Genomic DNA, 18,706 nt, shown 5'->3' on the forward strand with positions numbered 1-18,706 from the left:
ACGTACCTCGCAGGGGGCACCTTCGCAGATCAGGAAGGAGGTGCCTCCGGCGGGGGCGTCTGCTTCCTCGCCTTGCTCGGCTGCACGCGCTTGGGCTCTCCCGGCATCTTCGGATACTCGGGCGGGTACGGCAGATCGCCGAGCCCGTGATCGTGCTCGTCGCGGCGCGCCAACTCCAGGAGGGCCTCGAGGGAGAAGGCGTGGTCGTCCATGTCCGCGTGCACGTCGCCGAGTTCGGCGAAGCGGGCGGGCATGGTCGCGATGTCGAAGTCCTGGGGGTGCGCGGTGCCGACCTCGTCCCAGCGCAGCGGCGCGGAGACGGGGGCGTGCGGGCGCGGCCGTACGGAGTAGGCGGAGGCGATCGTGCGGTCCCGGGCGGTCTGGTTGTAGTCGACGAAGATGCGCTCGCCCCGCTCCTCCTTCCACCACTTGATGGTCACCCGCTCCGGCATCCGGCGTTCCATCTCCCGTCCGACGGCGATGGCCGCGCGCCGGACCTGGGTGAAGGTCCAGCGGGGTTCGATCGGTACGAAGACGTGCAGGCCCCGTCCGCCTGAGGTCTTGGGCCAGCCGCGCAGGCCGCCGTGCTCGTCGAGGACCGCGCGCAGTTCGTGGGCGGCGCGGACCGCGTCGTCGTAGTCGGTGCCGGGCTGCGGGTCGAGGTCGATGCGCAGTTCGTCGGGGCGGTCGACGTCGTCGCGGCGGACCGGCCAGGGATGGAAGGTGAGGGTGCCGAACTGGGCGGCCCACAGCACGGCGGCCTCCTCGGTGGGGCACATCTCGTCGGCGCTGCGGCCGCTGGGGAAGGTGATGTGCGCGGTGGGGATCCAGTCGGGCATGTTCTTCGGCGCCCGCTTCTGGAAGAAGAACTCGCCGCCCACTCCGTCCGGGTAGCGCTCCAGGGTGGTGGGGCGGTTGCGCAGGGCGCGCAGGATGCCGGGGCCGACGGCCTGGTAGTAGCGGGCGAGGTCCAGCTTGGTGAAGCCGCGCTCCGGGAAGAAGACCTTGTCCGGGCTGGACAGCCGTACGGTCCGGCCGCCCGCCTCCAGTTGCACCGCTTCGCCCATGCGAGCCACGGTAGGCGTACTGCGCATACCTCGCACACCGGGCGTTTCCGGTCGGTCGAGCGCAGAATCGGAGCATGGATCTGCCCGTGATGCCGCCCGTGAAGCCCATGCTCGCCAAGTCGGTGGCGAAGATTCCGCCGGACATGCACTACGAGGCGAAGTGGGACGGGTTCCGGGCGATCGTGTTCCGTGACGGTGCCGAGGTCGAGCTGGGCAGCCGCACCGGAAAGCCTCTGACCAGGTACTTCCCGGAGTTGGCGGCGGCGCTGCGGGAGCGGGTGCCCGAGCGGTGCGTGCTGGACGGGGAGATCGTCATCGCGCGGGAGGGGCGGCTGGACTTCGACGCGCTGACCGAGCGCATCCATCCGGCGGACTCCCGGGTGCGGATGCTGGCGGAGCGGACGCCGTCGTCGTTCGTCGCCTTCGACCTGCTCGCCCTGGCGGACGAGTCGCTGCTGGACGTGCCGCTCGTCGAACGGCGGGCCCTGCTGACCACGGCCCTGACCGAGGCGACGGCCCCCGTGCACGTGGCGCCGGCGACGACCGACATCGACATGGCTCAGCGGTGGTTCGAGCAGTACGAGGGGGCCGGCCTGGACGGTGTCATCGCCAAGCCGCTCAACGGGCGGTACCTCCAGGACGAGCGGGCCATGTTCAAGATCAAGCACGAGCGGACGGCGGACGTCGTCGTCGCGGGCTACCGCCTGCACAAGAGCGGACCGGTGGTCGGCTCGCTCCTGCTCGGCCTGTACGACGACCGGGGTGCCCTTCAGCACGTGGGCGTGTCGGCCGCCTTCGCCATGAAGCGGCGGGCCGAACTGGTCGAGGAGCTGGAGCCGCTGCGCATGGACGACGTCACGGGGCATCCGTGGGCGGCCTGGGCCGAGGAGGCGGCGCACGAGACGGCCCGGCTGCCCGGGGCGCCCAGCCGCTGGTCCGGCAAGAAGGACCTGTCCTGGGTGCCGCTGCGGCCGGAGCGGGTGGTCGAGGTGGCGTACGACCACATGGAGAACGGTGCCCGCTTCCGGCACACGGCCCGCTTCCGCCGCTGGCGCCCGGACAGGACCCCCGAGAGCTGCACGTACGCGCAACTGGAGGAGCCGGTGCGCTACGACCTGGCGGAGATCCTCGGCCCCCCGGGGTGACTCAGGGCGTCATCAGCACCTTGACCGCGCCGTCCCGCTTCTGCTGGAACATCCGGTACGCGTTCGGTGCCTCGCTGAGCGGCAGCCGGTGGGTGGCGAAGTCGTCGACGCCGAGAGGGTCCTCGTCCGTGAGGTAGGGGATGATCTCGTCGCTCCAGCGGCGCACGTTGGCCTGGCCCATCCGGACCTGGATCTGCTTGTCGAACATGGTGAGCATCGGCAGCGGGTCGGCCGTGCCGCCGTACACGCCGGACAGCGAGATCGTGCCGCCCCGGCGCACGAGCTCGATGGCGGTGTGAAGGGCGCCGAGCCGGTCGACGCTGAAGCGTTCCGCGAACGGCCCGCTGATCTTCCGGGGCAGCATGGCCGAGGCCTGCTGGGCGAGGCGGGCGGCGCCGCTGCCGTGGGCCTCGGTGCCGACGGCGTCGATCACGGCGTCGGGGCCGCGTCCGTCCGTCTCGTCGCGGATCTCCTGGACCAGTTCCTTCTCGCTGTCGAACCTCCTGAGGTCGTACGTCTGCACACCGCGCGACCGTGCCCGGCGCAGCCGCTCGCCCACCAGGTCCACGCCGAAGACCTGTCCGGCGCCGCGCAGCTGGGCGATGCGGCACGCCATGTCGCCGATCGGCCCGAGGCCGAGCACGGCGACGCTGCCGCCCTGCGGGATGTCCGCGTAGGCGACCGCCTGCCAGGCGGTGGGCAGGACGTCGGAGAGGTAGACGAAGCGGTCGTCGGGCGGGCCCTCGGGGACCTTGATCGGGCCGAACTGTGCCTGCGGGACGCGCAGGTACTCGGCCTGGCCGCCGGGGACGGAGCCGTACAGACGGGTGTAGCCGAAGAGGGCGGCGCCCATGCCCTCGCTGTGGACCTGGGTGGTCTCGCACTGCGTCGGCAGGCCGGTCATGCACATCCAGCATTTGCCGCAGGCGATCTGGAACGGCACCACGACCCGGTCTCCGGCGGAGAGGTCCTGCACTCCGGCGCCGACCTCCTCGACGATGCCCATGGGCTCGTGACCGAGGATGTCGCCCGGTGTCATGAACGGGGTGAGCACTTCGTACAGGTGCAGGTCGGAGCCGCACAGCCCGGTGGAGGTGACGCGGATGACGGCGTCCGTCGGCTCCTGGATCGTCGGATCGGGCACGCTCTCCACCCGCACGTCCCGCTTGCCCTGCCAGGTCACTGCCTTCATCGCACGCTCCCTACGTCACGTCGGCGTGTCCGGTCTGGGTGGCGGCCGAGTACCCGGCCGCCACCCGGCCGAATCGCCCGCACCTGCGCCGATCGACGTATCGACGCAGCCGATCAGAATCAAGCGGGTATGGCCATCAATGAACGTACGAGCGCACAATCAAGGACAAGAGACGGGTGGCCACGGTGGGCATGGGACACAGAGCGCGCTCGCGACGCACCGTCATGGCGGTGGCGCTGCTCGCCGCCACGGCGACCGCCTCGCTGACGGCGAGCTGCACGGGTGGGCACGACAGCGGTGACGACGGGCGCGGGCAACTGCGCACGCCCGTCGAGAGTCTGGGTGAGAGCCCGAGCGAGCGTGCCGACGTCGGCTCGGTACTCGCCGTGAAGATCGACAACGCGCGGGCGGCCCGGCCCCACACGGGCCTGAACTCCGCGGACGTCGTGTACGCCGAGCAGGTCGAGGGCGGGATGAGCCGGCTGATGGCGGTCTACGCGACCAAGCTGCCGAAGGTCGTCGGCCCGGTGCGCAGCGCCCGTGAGTCGGATCTGGAGCTGCTGCGCCAGTTCGACCGGCCGACACTCGCCTTCTCCGGGGCCCAGGGCAAGCTGATGCCGCTGATCGACAAGGCACCGCTGGTCGTGCAGACGCCCGGCAAGGTGTCCGGCGCCTACTACCGCGGCACCGGCAAGCCCTCCCCGCACAACCTCTACCTGCGCCCGGACCGGCTGCTGCCCGCCGCTCCCGGCACGGACGCGCTGACCACCGGCTTCCGGTACGGCACCGCACCCGCCGGGGGCCGGAAGGAGACCTCGCGGACCGTGCGCTACCCGGCTGCCGCCTTCACCTTCAGCTGGTCCGCGGACCGGGCCCGCTGGCTGGTCTCGATGGACGGGACGCCGGCCGTGACGACGGACGGGAAGCGGATGGCACCGGCGACGGTCGTCGTGCAGTACGTGAACGTGCGCAAGTCCGCCTTCCACGACTTCCTCGGCAACAACACGCCGTACACCGAGACGGTCGGCTCCGGGACCGCGGAGGTACTGCGCGGCGGACGTGCCTACGACGTGAAGTGGTCGCGCCCCGAGGCCACGACGGGCACCGGGTTCACGACGAAAGACGGCGAGCCGGTGAACTTCGCCGACGGGCAGGTGTGGGTGGTGTTCGCGAAAGCCTCGTGAGCGGCCGGGCGGCTGAGTCGCCGCGCCGCTCAGGGCCGGCGGGCGAGGGGTTCCGTCGGGTTGCGGAGCTCCTCGGCCGCGTCCGAGACCCGCTGGATGAGGTCGAAGAACACGCTCTGCTCCGCGGCCGAGAGCGGGGCCAGGAACACCTGGTTCATCCGGGCGGTGCGCACGGTCAGCTTGCGGTGGGTGCGCAGGCCCTCGTCCGTGAGGCGCAGCAGGAAGCGGCGGCCGTCCTGCGGGTCGCGCACCTTGTCGAGGAGCCCGCGCCGGCCGAGCCGGCTGATCACCTCGGCGATGGTCGACCGGTCGAGGCCCACCCGCTCCCCCACGGTTCGCTGGTCCAGTCGGTCCGGTTCCCCGACGAGCGCGTTCAGGACGGCGAACTGCGGCGAGGTGATCTCCTCGGAGACCATCGTGTTCCACAGCAGGTAGTGCGCCTGCTGAAGCCGCCGGGCCAGGTGCCCGGGGTGAGTGGAGAGGTCCACCGCGGCCATGTGCGCTCCCCTGATCGGATTCGTTGGTGCACTGAACGATACCGGCGCGATGCGGCAACTGTCTGCGGCGCGCACCTGGTGAACTGACCTCACGTTTCTCCTGGGCCTTGACGCCCCGCAGCTCCGGTGGCAGCGTGAAGAACACCACACTGAGATAATCAGTGCCCTGACTAACTGCAGGACGGGTACTCGGACGGGATGGGGCTGCACGGATGGACACGGTGGTCGCCACCGCCCTTGAGGCGGTGGCCGGTGTGCCGGCCGGTGCGTCGCTCGCGGTGGGCGGCTCCGGGCCGGGCGGTGTGCCGAACGCGCTGATCCAGGCGCTGTACGAGCGGGAGGTCACCGACGTGAGCGTCGTCTCGGACAACTGCGGCGCGATGGACTCCGGCCTCTCGGTGTCCGTGCTGGAGTCGAACGAGGCGTTCGCCCCACAGGCACCGGGAGGTGTGGCCGAGTGGCCCGAGTTCGACCCGGCGATCCTCAACCCGCGGGGCGGCGCCACCGCCCTCGGCCACCCTCCCCCACTCCCGGCTCCGCTCGAGCGGAGTGACCCCCATGGCACCTCCGGTGCCCGGCTCGCCGGTACGGTCGCCCACCAGCCCGCCCGCCAGGGCAGCGGTACCGGCGCCGCCACCCTCTGCATCGGCGTGGGCCAGGGCCTCGCCCTCGTCCTCGAGCGCTAGGAAGCGTTAGGAACCCCATGACTCTCACCCAAGCGGACATCGACCTGGAGATCGCGGCCGAGCACGCCGCGTACGAGAAGCGCCTCACCGACGGCGCCCCCGTGGAGCACCAGCCACGTCGCGACTACGCGCCGTACCGCTCCTCGGTCCTGCGGCACCCCAAGCAGCCGCCGGTCGCGATCGACGTCAGCCAGGACCCCGAGCTGGTGGAGCTGTCCTCCCCCGCCTTCGGGGAACGGGACATCACCGAGATCGACAACGACCTCACCCGGCAGCACGACGGCGAGCCGATCGGCGAGCGCATCACCGTCTCCGGGCGGCTCCTCGACCGCGACGGGCGCCCGGTCCGCGGCCAGCTGGTGGAGATCTGGCAGGCGAACTCGGCCGGCCGCTACGCGCACCAGCGCGAGCAGCACGACGCCCCGCTGGACCCGAACTTCACCGGTGTCGGCCGCACGCTGACCGACGACAGCGGCTTCTACCGCTTCACGACCGTCCAGCCGGGCCCGTACCCGTGGCGTCAGCACGTCAACGCCTGGCGGCCGGCGCACATCCACTTCTCCCTGTTCGGTTCGGCGTTCACGCAACGCCTCGTGACGCAGATGTACTTCCCGAGCGACCCGCTGTTCCCCTACGACCCGATCATCCAGTCGGTGACGGACGACGCGGCCCGGCAGCGGCTGGTGGCGACGTACGACCACAGTCTGTCGGTGCCGGAGTTCTCGATGGGCTACCACTGGGACATCGTGCTCGACGGGCCGAACGCCACCTGGATCGAAGAAGGACGCTGACCTGCCATGACGAAGATCGACACGAGTCGTCCGGAGACCGTGCTGCCCACCCCGTCGCACACGGTCGGCCCCTTCTACGGCCATGCCCTGCCGTTCCCCGGCGGCGGCGACATCGCCCCGGCCGGCCACCCGGACACGATCGCCGTCCACGGCCACGTGTACGACGGCGAGGGCAACCCGCTGCCCGACGCGTTCGTGGAGCTGTGGGGGCCCGACCCGGACGGCAACCTGCCCACGGTCGACGGCTCGATGCGGCGCGACCCGGCCAGCGGCGGCTTCCTCGGGCGCAACGGCGTGGAGTTCACCGGCTGGGGCCGCGTCCAGACGGACGCGAGCGGCCACTGGTCCGCGCGGACGCTGCGGCCCGGCGCCCGCGGGCACAGCGCCCCGTACCTCAGCGTGTGCGTCTTCGCGCGCGGGCTGCTGGTACACCTGTTCACCCGGATCTACCTGCCGGGCGACGAGGCGGCACTCGCCGCGGACCCACTGCTCGCGCGGCTGGACGCCAAGCGGCGCGACACGCTGATCGCGACCGACGCGGGCAGGGGAACGTACCGTTTCGACATCCGCCTTCAAGGCGAGGGCGAGACGGTCTTCCTGGAGTTCCAGTGACATCCGAAGAAGCGGACACCGGCCTGCTCGCCCCCGGGTGGGCGGGCTCCCCGGCCGCGTCCGCGACCGACGACCGCGCCTACCTGCAGGCACTGCTGGACGCGGAGGCGGCGCTGACCCGCGCCCAGGCGGCGCGGGGGCTCGCCCCGGCCGGGGCGGCGACGGCGGTGACCGAGGCGGCCGACGCCGGTCGTTTCGACGTACGGTCGCTGGCGGAGCGCGCCCGGGGCGGCGGGAATCCGGTCATCGCGCTGGTCGCCGATCTGACGAAGGCGGTGGGCGAGGAGTTCGGGCCGTACGTCCACCGGGGCGCCACCAGCCAGGACATCGTGGACACGGCGATGATGCTGGTCGCCCGGCGCACGCTGGACCTGGTCCTCGACGACCTCGGCCGCACCGAGCGGGTGCTGGCCCGGCTGGCCGCCGAACACCGGGACACCGCGATGCCGGGACGGACGCTGACCCAGCACGCCGTGCCGACGACGTTCGGGCTGAAGGCGGCCGGGTGGCGGTCGCTGGTGCTGGACGCCCGGGACCGGGTGACGACCGTACGGGACTCGCTGCCCGCCCAACTCGGCGGAGCGGCCGGGACGTTGGCGGCCTTCACGGCGTACGGCGCGGACGATCCGACCGCGCTGCTGGCCTCCTTCGCCCGCGAGACCGGGCTCGCCGAGCCGCCCCTGCCCTGGCACACCCTGCGGACGCCGGTCGCCGATCTCGCCGGGTGCCTGGCGTTCACGGCGGGCGCCCTGGGCAAGATCGCCGCGGACGTGCTGACGCTGTCCAGGACCGAGATCGCGGAGGTCGCGGAGGGCAGCGGCGGCGGCTCGTCCGCCATGCCGCACAAGGCGAACCCGGTACGGTCCACGCTGATCGCGGCCGCGGCCCGGCGTGCCCCGCAGCTCGCGGCCACCCTGTACGGCTCGCTGGTCGCCGAGGACGAGCGGCCGGCCGGGGCCTGGCACGCCGAGTGGGAGCCGCTGCGGGACCTGCTCCGGCTGGTCGGCGGCGCGGCCCGCGACGCGGCCGAACTGACCGAGAACCTGCGGGTCCACACGGACGTCATGCGCGCCCACCTCGACCTCACCCACGGGCTGGTCGTCTCCGAGCGGCTGTCCGCCGAGCTGGCACCCGTTCTCGGCCGCGCCCGTGCCCGGGAACTGCTCACGGAGCTCGCCGGGCGCACCTACGCCGAAGGACGCAGCCTCGGCGAACTCCTCTCGGAACAGGCCGAGTTGAAGGACGTCGACCTCGACGAGCTCACCGACCCCGCCCGCTACACCGGCTCCGCCGGAGTCCTCACCGACCGTGCTCTGGAGCGACGTTGACCGACAACCGCCTCAACCACCGCGCGGAAGGGCCCGCTTCCGCTCCTCCGCTCCTGCTCGGGCCCTCGCTGGGCACCTCGTACGCCCTGTGGGACCGGGTCGCACCCGAGCTGTCCCTCACTCACCGGGTGATCCGCTGGGACCTGCCGGGGCACGGCGGTTCCGCGGCCGACCTGATCGGGCCGGGCGCGACCGTCGGGGATCTCGCCGATCTGGTGCTCGCGCTCGCCGACTCCCTGGGCATCGAGCGGTTCGCGTACGCCGGGGTGTCCTTGGGCGGTGCGGTGGGGCTGCATCTGGCCGTGCACCATCCGCAGCGGGTGTCGTCGCTCGCGGTGATCTGTTCCTCCGCCCACTTCAACGGCTCCAAGCCGTGGGAGGAGCGGGCCGCGCGCGTCCGGAGCGAGGGCATGGAATGGCTCGCGGGCGGTGCCGACGCGCGCTGGTTCACCTCCGGGTTCACCGTGCCGGAACTCGTCCGGGACCACCGGGACGCCGACCCCGAGGCGTACGCCGCCTGCTGTGACGCGCTGGCCGCGTTCGACCTGCGGGAGCGGCTGGCGGAGATCTCCGCGCCCACACTGCTGGTGGCCGGCCGCGAGGATCCCGCGACCCCGCCCGCGCATCTGCGGGAGATCGCGGACGCGGTGCCGGGCGCCGCGCTGGTGGAGATCCCCGGCGCCTCGCATCTGGCGCCCGCACAGTGCCCCGAGGCCGTCCTGACCGCGCTGCGGGCGCATGTCGACGGTGGCGCCAAGCGGGGCATGGAGGTGCGGCGCCAGGTTCTCGGGGACGCGCACGTGGACCGGGCGCAGGCCCGGCAGACGCCCTTCACCGCGCGCTTCCAGGACTTCATCTCGCGCTACGCGTGGGGCGAGATCTGGACCGACCCGACGCTCAGCCGCCGGGAACGCAGCATGATCACGCTGACGGCGCTGGTCGCGCACGGCCACTACGACGAGCTGGCGATGCATGTGCGGGCGGCCCGGCGCAACGGCCTGACTCCCGAGGAGATCGGCGCGGTGCTGCTGCAGACGGCCGTGTACTGCGGGGTCCCGGCGGCGAACTCGGCGTTCGCGACGGCGCAGCGGGTGCTGGCGCAGGAGGACGACACCGAGGCGTGAGCCGGAGGGTGAGCCGCAGGGTGAGCGGGAGGGTGACCCTGCCGGTCGTAGCTTCGGCAGCACCACGCCGATGCCCCGTTGCGCGCCTACGGTGGGGGCATGTCCACGATTCTGATCACCGGCGCCACAGCCGGTCTCGGCCGCCACGTCGCCTTCGAACTGGTCCGCTCCGGACACCTGGTCCTCGCCCACGGCCGTGACGCCGCCCGCACGCGGCAGCTCGTCGAGGAACTGCGCGGCGAGGGCGCGGCCGAAGGGTTCGTCGCCGACCTGGCCTCACTGGCGCAGGTGCGCGAGCTGGGCACGCGGGTCGCCGAGGCGCACCCCGAGCTCGACGTCCTGGTCAACAACGCGGGTGTGGGCGGCGGTTCGCCAGGCTCGGGGCGGGAGGTGAGCGCCGACGGGCATGAACTCAGGCTGGCCGTGAACTACTTGGCGCCGGTCGCGCTGACTCGCGCGCTGCTGCCGGTGCTGCTGGCGAACCCGCCCGCGCGGATCGTCAACGTCGGCTCGGCCGGCCAGGAGCCCCTCGACGTCGACGATCCCGAACTCACCCGCGGCTACAGCGGTCTGTCGGCGTACTGCCGCAGCAAGTTCGCACTCGCCGCGCACACCTTCGCCTTGGCCGAGGAGCTGGACGGCACCGGTGTCTCGGTGAACGTGCTGCACCCGGCGACCTACATGGACACGGCGATGGTCCGCGAGGGCGGCATCAGCCCCTGGAACACGGTGGCCGACGGCGCTCCGGGCGTCCTGGCCCTGGCCACCCAGGACCTGGGCAGCGGCGCCTACTTCGACGGAACCCGTGCGGCGCGGGCGCACCGGGCGACGTACGACAGGGACGTACAGAAACGTCTGTCGGCCGTCACCGACCGCCTCCTGGACGCCTGACCTACCGCAGCCCACGCCCCGTCTCCAACACCGCCCTCGCCTGCGCCCCCAGCCCGTCCGCCCCACAGGACCGCGCCAGCGCCAGGCCCCGGTCGAGCTCGGCCACCGAGCGGGCAGGGACGTACACAAGCATCCGCCGGCCGCCACCGACCCACGGCGGGGACACCCGACCTACCGCAGCCCACGCCCCGTCTCCAACACCGCCCTCGCCTGCGCCCCCAGCCCGTCCGCCCCACAGGACCGCGCCAGCGCCAGGCCCCGGTCGAGCTCGGCCACCGAGCGGGCAGGGACGTACACAAGCATCCGCCGGCCGCCACCGACCCACGGCGGGGACACCCGACCTACCGCAGCCCAAGCCCCGTCTCCAACACCGCCCTCGCCTGCGCCACCAGCCCGTCCGCCCCACAGGACCGCGCCAGCGCCAGGCCCCGGTCGAGCTCGGCCACCGAGCGGGCAGGGACGGACACAAGCATCCGCCGGCCGCCCCCGACCCACGGCGGGGACACCCGACCTACCGCAGCCCACGCCCCGTCTCCAACACCGCCCTCGCCTGCGCCACCAGCCCGTCCGCCCCACAGGACCGCGCCAGCGCCAGGCCCCGGTCGAGCTCGGCCACCGAGCGGGCGAGGATGCCGTACTCGACGCGTGCCGCCGCGTGTTCGTACTGGCAGGGTGAGGCCTCCAGGTAGGCGACCGCCTGCGCGGCCAGCCGGACCGCGCGCTGGCCGGTCTCCAGGGCGGCGGCGCAGCGCAGGGCCTCGCCTATGGCCGTGTCGGTGCCGAGGCGTTCGGCGTGCCGGCGGACGTCGGTGGCGAGCCGGGCGGCGCGGGCCGGGTCCTCGGTGACGAGGGCTCGGGCGAGGTCGAAGGCCCAGGGGACGAGCACCGGGTTGTGGTGGCCGCGAGCGGCCGCCGCCTTCTCCGCGGCCTCCAGTTCGTTGATGCCGTCTTTGGTACGGCCGACGGCGAGCAGGAGGCGGCCGCGCACGGAGCGGGGGTCGGGCAGCACGATGGTGGAGGGGTAGGGCGGGGCGAAGCCGCACTGTTGGGCGGTCGCCCAGGCCTCCTCGACGTGCCCGCGGGCGAGCAGGGTGTCGACGAGGTTGCAGGTCGCGGTCCAGTACAGGGGCAGTCCGCGCCCGACGCGTTCGGCCAGGCGCAGCGACTCGCGCAGGGACGTCTCGGCCTCCCGGAGCCGGCCGCGCCTGCGGTGGCCGACCCCGACGTAGGCGTGGGCCAGGGCGAGGTGGCCGCCGCTCCAGCCGGCGGACTCGTAGGCGCGCAGGGCCTCGGAATAAAGGGCGTCGGCCCGGTCGAGGCGGTCGGTGTAGGCGTACGCGTTGGCCAGCATGAGGAGCAGTTCGACGCCCCACTCGGTGTCGGTCCAGCCGAGTCCGGGGGCGAGCCGGCCGTTGACGAGGGCGCGGTCGCACAGGTCGACGACCGCCTCGGCGCTCTCGCCGTGGGTCATGGCGTCGAAGCCGCGCAGCATGAGCAGGGCGCGCTCGGAGTTGTCCCGGCCGGTGCAGGTGCGGGCGAGTTCGGCGAGGCGCTCGGAGCGGCCCGGTGAGGCGGCCTCGCCCGCGTAGATGCCCTCCCACATGTACTGCACGGCCTGCAGCCGCATCCGGGCGGGTCCGGCCGTGTGCCGGGCGGCCTCCGCCTCGACGGTGCGGACGGCCTCCTCCAGCTGGTCGTTGTGCAGCAGTGCCTGGGAGAGGCGGAAGACGGCGTCGACGCGTGCGTCGCCTTCGAGGCCCGGCATGGCGAGCGCGGTCTGGAGGTGGTCGATGGTCTTCGCGGGCGCGGTCAGGAGGGTGGCGCAGCCGAGTTCGAAGAGCACGCGCGCGTGCACCTCGGGCTGCGGGGGTTCCAGCAGGGCGCGTTCCAGGCAGCGGCGGGCGGCGTCGGGGGCGCCGACGGCGAGGTGCTCGCGGGCGGCCTCACGCAGCTGCTCGACGAGTTCCTCGTCGTCGTCCGGGTGGACCTGCAGGAGGTGGCGGGCGGCGGCCGCGGCGCCCCGGCCGGAGTCGGTGACGACCTGGGCGGCGATGCCGTGCATGGCGGTGCACAGGGCGGGCGGGATGGAGTTGTAGACGGCGGTGGCGATGAGCGGGTGGACGAACTCCAGGTCGCCCTCGTCGGCCCGGCCGTTCGCCGGGTCGGGCGCGGTCAGGATGCGGGCGCTGCACAGCAGTTCGGCGCAGCGCACGGCGTCGTCGCGGCCGAGGGTGGCGAGCTTGGCCACCAGGTCGACGGAGATTCCGGTGCCGAGGATGGCGGCCGCCCAGGCGAACCGGGTGGCGTCGATGCCGAGTTCCTCCAGGCGGGCGACGAGGCCGCCGCCGCGGGCCGCGCGGTTCAGGGCGCGCAGTTCGCCGGCCGCGCTCTCGGTCGGCTCCAGTTCGCTGTCCTGGACCTTGGCGAGGAGTTCGACGGCCTCGTACGGGTTGCCGGCGGTGACGGCCCAGACCTCGCGGCAGAAGGCGGCGTCGGCGTGCCCGCCGAGGGTGGCGCGGGTGAGGCCGGCGGTGGCGTCCGGGGTCAGGGCGCTCAGGGTGGTGGCGGGGTGGCCCGCGGTGGCGGCGACCTCGTCGAGGAGCCGGGCGCTCTCGCCGGTCATCTCGCCGGGGCGGCGGGCCACCACGACCAGGACGGACAGGTCGTCCAGGCGTTCGGCGAACGCGGCGAGCCAGCACAGGGTCTCCTGGTCGGCCCAGTGGGCGTCGTCGATCAGCAGGACCAGCGGCCAGTCGCGCCGGGCCAGCCGGCGCACCGCGGCGACCAGGCCGTCGGTGACGCCCTGCGGGTCGGCCTGGCGCCCTCCGGGATCCGTGAGGCCGAGCGCCGGGCCGGCGATGTCGTACCAGTCGCCGAGATACTCGCGAACCTCCTCCGGCATCAGCGACATGAGGACGGGTTGCAGCAGTTGTCGTACGACGTTGAAGGGAACGGACCTGAGGGTCTCGCCGCCGCGCGCCGACCACACGGTGCAACCGCGTCCTTCGGCGATCCGGCGGGTCTCGGCGAGCAGGGCGGTCTTCCCGAAGCCGGCCTCGCCGCTGATCATCAGCAGGCTGCCCGAGGAGGAGCTGTCCGCGCCCAGCGCGTCGATGGCCCGTACGACGCCGGAGACTTCCTCGTCACGCTCCCACAGCGAGGCCGGGGCGGCCTCCAGGGGCCGTACCTCCGTCATCGCGCTACCTCCCCAAGTCGCCCGAACGACGTACAGACTTGAGCGTAGCCGTCCGGGTGCCGAAGCGGAGGCCGGTAAGGGCACCAGTTGCCGTGACGGGTGATGCCGGGTGCGTGCGGTCGACGGGCTCTGCCCGTGACCGGCGGTCACAGGACTCGACCATGGGTCGATTTCTTCGTGACCGGCAGGACTCGCCCCGTAATGGGGCGAATTCGAAGCCCGGCCTTCTCATGCCTCTTTCACCGAGGCCTCATACGGTGGGGGCATGACGCAGGCGACTCCCTCCGGGTGGTACCCCGATCCCGGGCAGACAAGTGACGGTCCCGCCACCGAGCGCTGGTGGGACGGCAAGGCATGGACGGACCAGACCCGGGCCGCGGGGTCGGCCGCCGCGTGGGGTCCTCCGGAGGTGGCGGCGAGTGCCGGTCCGTTCCCGGCGCATCCGGGGTATCCGGGGTATCCCGCGCAGCCGCCGGCCGGGCCGCGGCGCGGTCTGCGCACGGGCATAGCCGTCGCGGCGGCCGTCGTGGTCCTGGCGTGCATAGGCGTGGGCGTGTACGCGCTCGCCGGTGACGAGGGCGGCAAGGGTGACACCGCGAACTCGCAGGGGCCGGGCGGACAGGGTGGCCCCGGCGGCCAGGACGGCTCCACGCGCGGCCCCTTCGGCGGCAACGGCGGATCCGGGGGCGACGGCGGGTCCGGCGGGTCCGGCGGGTCCGGCGGGTCCGGTGGCCGGTCGCCCTCGCCCGACCAGTCCGAGCCGCCGAAGATCGAGAGCGGGTCGGTGACCGACGCGATCGACGGGATCAGCCTGCCGATACCGGCCGACTGGTACGGCCGGCAGATGTCGGTGGGGGCGTCGGTCACGTCGAACGACTCCTACGACTGCCCCGGCGACACCTCCAAGTCCTGCACGAAGGGCGGCGCGTACTCGGCTCCCGCCCTCGCGCTCGGCACCAAGGGCACCACGGCCGAGGAGATCGCGAAGGCGGACATCTCGGCCAACGCGGAGGATTCCTACGGCGGCTCGACCTACGGCGAGATCACCTCGCACGACGTGCTGGCCTCCAAGGCCGTGACCGTGGCCGGGCAGAAGGGCTATCTGGTCCGCTGGAAGGCGGTCACCAGCAAGGGCTCCGACGGCTACGTCCAGTCGCTGGCCTTCCCCTCCCCCGCGAACTCCCAGCAGATGGTCGTCGTCCGCTTCGGCGTGGACGTGGAGGAGACGCAGGCCGTGCTCGACGAGATCACCAAGGGCATCAAGGTGTCGACGGGCGGCGGCAGCGGCCAGGACGTCTGACGTCCGGCAGGTCCTTCGTGAACATGCCGGCCGGGTGGGGCGCCTCTCCGCTCAAGAGGAACCCCACCCGGCCGGGGGGTGCGCGCCGCCCCCGTCCCCACGGTGCGGCGCGGGCAGGTCACCGTCCCGGTCATCCGGCGGACGGCGGCCTGGGTCTCAGGTCAGGCCGAGCGCCGGCAGCACGGCGGCCTCCACGAACCGGACGAGGTAGTCCGGGTCGGCGTACTTGCCCTCCAGGACGGGCCGCGCGCGCAGGACGCCGAACATCTGGGCCGGGATGTACTCCACCGCCGGATGGTCGGCGGCGATCTCGCCGCGTTCGATGCCCCGACGCAGGATCTCCTGGAGCGCGGCGATCTCCGGTTCCACCAGCGCCTCGCGCAGCGCCAGCGCGAGTTCCTCGTCCTGCGTGACGGCGTGGCCGAGCGCCTGGACCAGCTTGGTGTCGCTCGTCGACCAGGCACCCGCCGCCCGTGCGGCCTGGCGCAGGTCCTCGGCGAGCGAGCCGGTGTCGATGCCGGCGAAGCGCACCCGACGGCTGCCGCGCAGGGCCGCCGCCACGAACTGGGGCTTGGTCTTCCACTGCCGGTACAGCGTCGACTTGCTGCAGCGCGTGCTGGTGGCGACGCCGTCCATGGTGACGGAGTCGTAGCCGCATTCGCGAATCTGTTCGAGTACGGCGTCGAAGAACTCCCGCTCACGCTCCGGCGTGATCTTGGAGCGGCGCGAGGCGGCGACCGCTTCCGGTCCGTCTGCGGCCTGCGACGTCATCGACTCTCTCCTCGCTCGTATCCGTGGCCCGGGGGCTCACGTCCCAGTGTGTCGTACGTCTATCGATACTGGAGTGTACCGGTACGGGTTCGTATCGGTACACTGGCGTATCGGTACGCCACAGTATCGATGAGTTTTCGGGGCCGGAGGAGTCACAAGCCCGTCCGGAACAGCACCAGCACACGCACCACGTCAGCGAAAGGGCCGGGGGATGAATGCCCGCACCGAGCCTTCACCAAAGCCTTCACCAGCGGCGCCGAGCGCGATAGCGCGGCCGCCGCTCGTCCGTGAGCTCCTGCTCGTCGCAGGGTTCTTCCTCGTCTACAAGTTCGGCCGGCAACTGGCCACGGGCCACACCGGCGAGGCCTTCCGCAACGCGCACCGCGTGTGGGACCTGGAACGAACCCTGCGGCTGCCCGGCGAAGGCTCGGTGCAGTCCCTGCTGCTGCACGGCGACACGTTCACGCACGTCGCGAACACGTACTACGCCACCGTCCACTTCCCGGTCACGGTGGCCTTCCTGGTCTGGCTCTACCTGCGCCGCCCCGCGCACTACGTGTGGGCCCGCCGCGTCCTGGCCGCGCTCACCGGCGCCGCGCTGGCGGCGCACCTCCTGTTCCCGCTGGCCCCGCCGCGCATGCTCGCCGTCACCGGCCTGGTGGACACCGCACGGATCTACGGCCCCTCCGTGTACGGCCCGCCGCGGACCGACCACCTCTCGAACCAGTTCGCGGCGATGCCCTCGTTGCACTTCGGCTGGGCGTTGATGCTGGCGATCGGCCTGATCGTCGCCACCCGCTCCCACTGGCGGTGGCTGTGGCTGCTGCACCCGCTGCTGACCCTGCTGGTGATCGTCGGCACGGCCAACCACTACTGGCTGGACGCGATCGCCGCGGGGGCGCTGCTCGCCCTCGCGCTCGCGGTGATCCACCTGCCGCACCGGACGGCCACCACCGCCGGACGCGGTCAGGGCCGGCTCATACCCGCCGAGGAGCAGGTTCTCGTGGGGGCGGGCCGATGAACGCCACCGTTCTCGCCGTCGTCCTGTCCCTCTTCTCCTCCGTCGCCTACGCGGCCGCGGCCGTGGCCCAGGAAAGGCTGGCCTCCCGCGATCCGGGCTCGGGCACGCTGCGGCTGCTGCGCTCGGGCGCCTGGTGGGGGTCGGTCGTGCTCAACGCCGCGGCCGCGCTGCTGCACGTGGTCGCCCTGAAGTACGGGCCGCTGACCGTGGTCCAGCCGCTCGGTGCGCTCACCCTGGTCGCGGCGGTGCCCATGGGGGCGCGGGTCGCGGGGCGGCGGGTCAGTGCCGCGGAGTGGCGGGGCACCGCGCTGACGCTGCTCGGTCTGTCCGCGATCCTGGTCACGGCCTCCGGGCCGGCGCCCGAGGACGTGCTGAGCGCCCCCGAGGCGGTGGCGGTCGCGGCGGTGACGGCCACGCTGATCGGCGTACTGGCACGGCGGGGCGCCCGGCCGGGCCTGCGGCACGCGTCCGCGTCGGGCTTCGCCTCCGGGGTCGCCTCGGCGCTCACCCAGACCGTGACGGTGGCCGTGACGGACCGCACCCAGTCCCTGCTCAGCGTGGAGGTGATCGGGGTGGCGCTGCTCGTCGCGGCCTTCGCGACCGGCGGACTGCTGCTGTCCCAGACCGCCTACCGGGGCGGCCTCGGTGCCCCGCTCGCGGTGGTGACGCTGGCGAATCCGGTGGCCGCCGCGGCGATCGGCCTCGTCCTGCTCGGCGAGCGGCTGCAGGGCGGCGCGGCGGGCGTCCTGCTCGCGCTGGCGGGGGCGGGGCTCGCGGCGTGGGGCGTGGTGCTGCTCTCGCGGGTGCCGCGCGCCGTGGACATCGAAGACGCCGTGGACACCGTGGACGTCGTGGGGGCGGACGCACACGAGCACGAGGAACACCCCGTGGCCGCGGTCCTGGCCCTGAGGCCGGAGTCGGCGGCGGCCGAACCGGCGTGGGTGCCCCGGCCGGCCGAACCTGCGATGGTGCCGCCCCGGCGGTCCGAGCCGGCGATGGTGGCCCGGCGGTCCGAGCCGGGACACCTCACACCGCTGTGAGCGCCGTCGCGGGCAGGCTCAGCCGAGTCCCCGCGAGTCCTGCTTGAGCGCCGTGTCGACGGTCAGGGCCGTCGCCACGACCAGGCTCAGCAGCGGTTCGGGCAGCTGGTAGTGGATCTGCAGGACGTAGTTGTCCGCGGTCGTGAACATCGTCTTGGCGAGGCCTTCCCAGGTCTTGGTGATCCGGGCGACCTCCTTCTCGGTGTGGTCGACGATGGCGAAGTTCCACGCGCGCCAGTTCTCCGCCTTGATCGCGCCGACCTGCCGGCCGTCCACGTTCATCGCGAAGTTGATCTTGCCGATCATGTTCTGCTGGACGATCTCGCCCACCGGCTGACCGTCCGGACGTGCCACGAGCACCCGTGACTTGAGGAACTTCGCGGGACGGGTCAGCACCAAAACGGGCTGCCCGTACGCGTCGCGGATCTCCAGTTTGTGCGTCAGGAACTGGTCGACGCTGGCGACGAGGCGCAGGGCCTTCTTCAGCGCGCTCTGTCCGACCTGGACGACCGAGCCGAGCTGGTTGCCGTTCTGGTCCATGACCTTGTACTCGTTGGTCAGCTCGATCAGCTTGGCCTTCTGGTTCACCACCAGGACCGGCTCGCTGAACAGACTGCCGCCGCCGGGGCCGCCCGCCGCGACCCCGGCCTGCTGCTGCACCTGGTGCTGGACGCGCTGGTCCGGGCCGGCCGGCTGCGGCGGCACCTGCGGTGCGGCCGCCGCCTGCTGGTTCGTGTGGTCCGTCCACTGCGCGCCGTCCCAGTAACGGAGCGTCTGGGCCGCTCCGTGCGGATCCGGGTACCAGCCTGCAGGCGTGTTCGATTGCGTGGTCACCGAGGCACACTATCCCGAGTGTCCCCG

General features: G+C 72.8%; 17 protein-coding genes. 11 read left to right on the forward strand and 6 right to left on the reverse strand.

Annotation, left to right across the window (positions count from 1 at the left end; genetic code table 11):
* Positions 1 to 29: 29 nt before the first annotated feature.
* Positions 30 to 1,067: a non-homologous end-joining DNA ligase gene (gene ligD / locus ACWBNA_RS21085; protein WP_482705974.1), complete on the reverse strand. Its 1,038-nt coding sequence runs from the start codon at positions 1,065 to 1,067 to the stop codon at positions 30 to 32.
* 74 nt (positions 1,068 to 1,141) lie between these two features.
* On the opposite strand from ligD, the gene ACWBNA_RS21090 reads away from it, so the two are divergent.
* Positions 1,142 to 2,212: an ATP-dependent DNA ligase gene (locus ACWBNA_RS21090; RefSeq protein ID WP_482705975.1), complete on the forward strand. Its 1,071-nt coding sequence runs from the start codon at positions 1,142 to 1,144 to the stop codon at positions 2,210 to 2,212.
* Between the two features lies 1 nt (position 2,213).
* Here the strand turns inward: ACWBNA_RS21090 and ACWBNA_RS21095 are convergent, their stop codons facing one another.
* Positions 2,214 to 3,404, reverse strand: a complete 1,191-nt coding sequence (locus ACWBNA_RS21095; RefSeq protein WP_482705976.1) for a zinc-dependent alcohol dehydrogenase — start codon at positions 3,402 to 3,404, stop codon at positions 2,214 to 2,216.
* A 191-nt stretch (positions 3,405 to 3,595) separates the two neighbouring features.
* Here ACWBNA_RS21095 and ACWBNA_RS21100 point away from each other — a divergent pair, with 191 nt between their 5' ends.
* Positions 3,596 to 4,588: a DUF3048 domain-containing protein gene (locus ACWBNA_RS21100; protein ID WP_482705977.1), complete on the forward strand. Its 993-nt coding sequence runs from the start codon at positions 3,596 to 3,598 to the stop codon at positions 4,586 to 4,588.
* 29 nt (positions 4,589 to 4,617) lie between these two features.
* On the opposite strand, the gene ACWBNA_RS21105 is transcribed toward ACWBNA_RS21100, so the two are convergent.
* Positions 4,618 to 5,085, reverse strand: a complete 468-nt coding sequence (locus ACWBNA_RS21105; RefSeq protein ID WP_482705978.1) for a MarR family winged helix-turn-helix transcriptional regulator — start codon at positions 5,083 to 5,085, stop codon at positions 4,618 to 4,620.
* A 212-nt stretch (positions 5,086 to 5,297) separates the two neighbouring features.
* Here ACWBNA_RS21105 and ACWBNA_RS21110 point away from each other — a divergent pair, with 212 nt between their 5' ends.
* The 6 genes from ACWBNA_RS21110 (at position 5,298) to ACWBNA_RS21135 (ending at position 10,517) form a co-directional block, all read left to right on the forward strand.
* Entirely contained in the window at positions 5,298 to 5,771 is a 474-nt protein-coding gene (locus ACWBNA_RS21110) for a CoA-transferase (protein ID WP_482705979.1), read from the forward strand.
* A 17-nt stretch (positions 5,772 to 5,788) separates the two neighbouring features.
* The gene (pcaH, locus tag ACWBNA_RS21115; RefSeq protein WP_482705980.1) at positions 5,789 to 6,562 is read left to right on the forward strand and encodes a protocatechuate 3,4-dioxygenase subunit beta; all 774 of its coding nucleotides are present in this window, start codon (positions 5,789 to 5,791) and stop codon (positions 6,560 to 6,562) included.
* Positions 6,563 to 6,568: 6 nt separating this feature from the next.
* Positions 6,569 to 7,174, forward strand: a complete 606-nt coding sequence (gene pcaG / locus ACWBNA_RS21120; RefSeq protein WP_482705981.1) for a protocatechuate 3,4-dioxygenase subunit alpha — start codon at positions 6,569 to 6,571, stop codon at positions 7,172 to 7,174.
* Positions 7,171 to 8,502: a 3-carboxy-cis,cis-muconate cycloisomerase gene (pcaB, locus tag ACWBNA_RS21125; protein WP_482705982.1), complete on the forward strand. Its 1,332-nt coding sequence runs from the start codon at positions 7,171 to 7,173 to the stop codon at positions 8,500 to 8,502. The genes pcaG and pcaB overlap by 4 nt, the downstream gene beginning before the upstream one ends.
* A complete protein-coding gene (gene pcaDC, locus ACWBNA_RS21130; RefSeq protein ID WP_482705983.1) occupies positions 8,499 to 9,626 on the forward strand; it encodes a bifunctional 3-oxoadipate enol-lactonase/4-carboxymuconolactone decarboxylase PcaDC in 1,128 nt (375 codons plus the stop codon). The genes pcaB and pcaDC overlap by 4 nt, the downstream gene beginning before the upstream one ends.
* A 99-nt stretch (positions 9,627 to 9,725) precedes the next feature.
* On the forward strand, positions 9,726 to 10,517 hold the full coding sequence (locus tag ACWBNA_RS21135) for an SDR family NAD(P)-dependent oxidoreductase (RefSeq protein ID WP_482705984.1): 792 nt from the start codon (positions 9,726 to 9,728) through the stop codon (positions 10,515 to 10,517).
* Between the two features lie 511 nt (positions 10,518 to 11,028).
* Here ACWBNA_RS21135 and ACWBNA_RS21140 read toward each other — a convergent pair.
* The gene (locus ACWBNA_RS21140; RefSeq protein WP_482705985.1) at positions 11,029 to 13,713 is read right to left on the reverse strand and encodes an ATP-binding protein; all 2,685 of its coding nucleotides are present in this window, start codon (positions 13,711 to 13,713) and stop codon (positions 11,029 to 11,031) included.
* Between the two features lie 265 nt (positions 13,714 to 13,978).
* Here ACWBNA_RS21140 and ACWBNA_RS21145 point away from each other — a divergent pair, with 265 nt between their 5' ends.
* Positions 13,979 to 15,013: a DUF2510 domain-containing protein gene (locus tag ACWBNA_RS21145; RefSeq protein WP_482705986.1), complete on the forward strand. Its 1,035-nt coding sequence runs from the start codon at positions 13,979 to 13,981 to the stop codon at positions 15,011 to 15,013.
* A gap of 156 nt (positions 15,014 to 15,169) precedes the next feature.
* On the opposite strand, the gene ACWBNA_RS21150 is transcribed toward ACWBNA_RS21145, so the two are convergent.
* Entirely contained in the window at positions 15,170 to 15,784 is a 615-nt protein-coding gene (locus tag ACWBNA_RS21150; protein WP_482705987.1) for a TetR/AcrR family transcriptional regulator, read from the reverse strand.
* Between the two features lie 211 nt (positions 15,785 to 15,995).
* On the opposite strand from ACWBNA_RS21150, the gene ACWBNA_RS21155 reads away from it, so the two are divergent.
* The gene (locus ACWBNA_RS21155; protein WP_482705988.1) at positions 15,996 to 16,805 is read left to right on the forward strand and encodes a phosphatase PAP2 family protein; all 810 of its coding nucleotides are present in this window, start codon (positions 15,996 to 15,998) and stop codon (positions 16,803 to 16,805) included.
* The gene (locus ACWBNA_RS21160; RefSeq protein WP_482705989.1) at positions 16,802 to 17,845 is read left to right on the forward strand and encodes a DMT family transporter; all 1,044 of its coding nucleotides are present in this window, start codon (positions 16,802 to 16,804) and stop codon (positions 17,843 to 17,845) included. The genes ACWBNA_RS21155 and ACWBNA_RS21160 overlap by 4 nt, the downstream gene beginning before the upstream one ends.
* An 18-nt stretch (positions 17,846 to 17,863) precedes the next feature.
* On the opposite strand, the gene ACWBNA_RS21165 is transcribed toward ACWBNA_RS21160, so the two are convergent.
* On the reverse strand, positions 17,864 to 18,679 hold the full coding sequence (locus ACWBNA_RS21165) for an LURP-one-related family protein (RefSeq protein WP_482705990.1): 816 nt from the start codon (positions 18,677 to 18,679) through the stop codon (positions 17,864 to 17,866).
* Positions 18,680 to 18,706 lie beyond the last annotated feature (27 nt).

This window comes from Streptomyces sp. Q2, assembly GCF_056820935.1.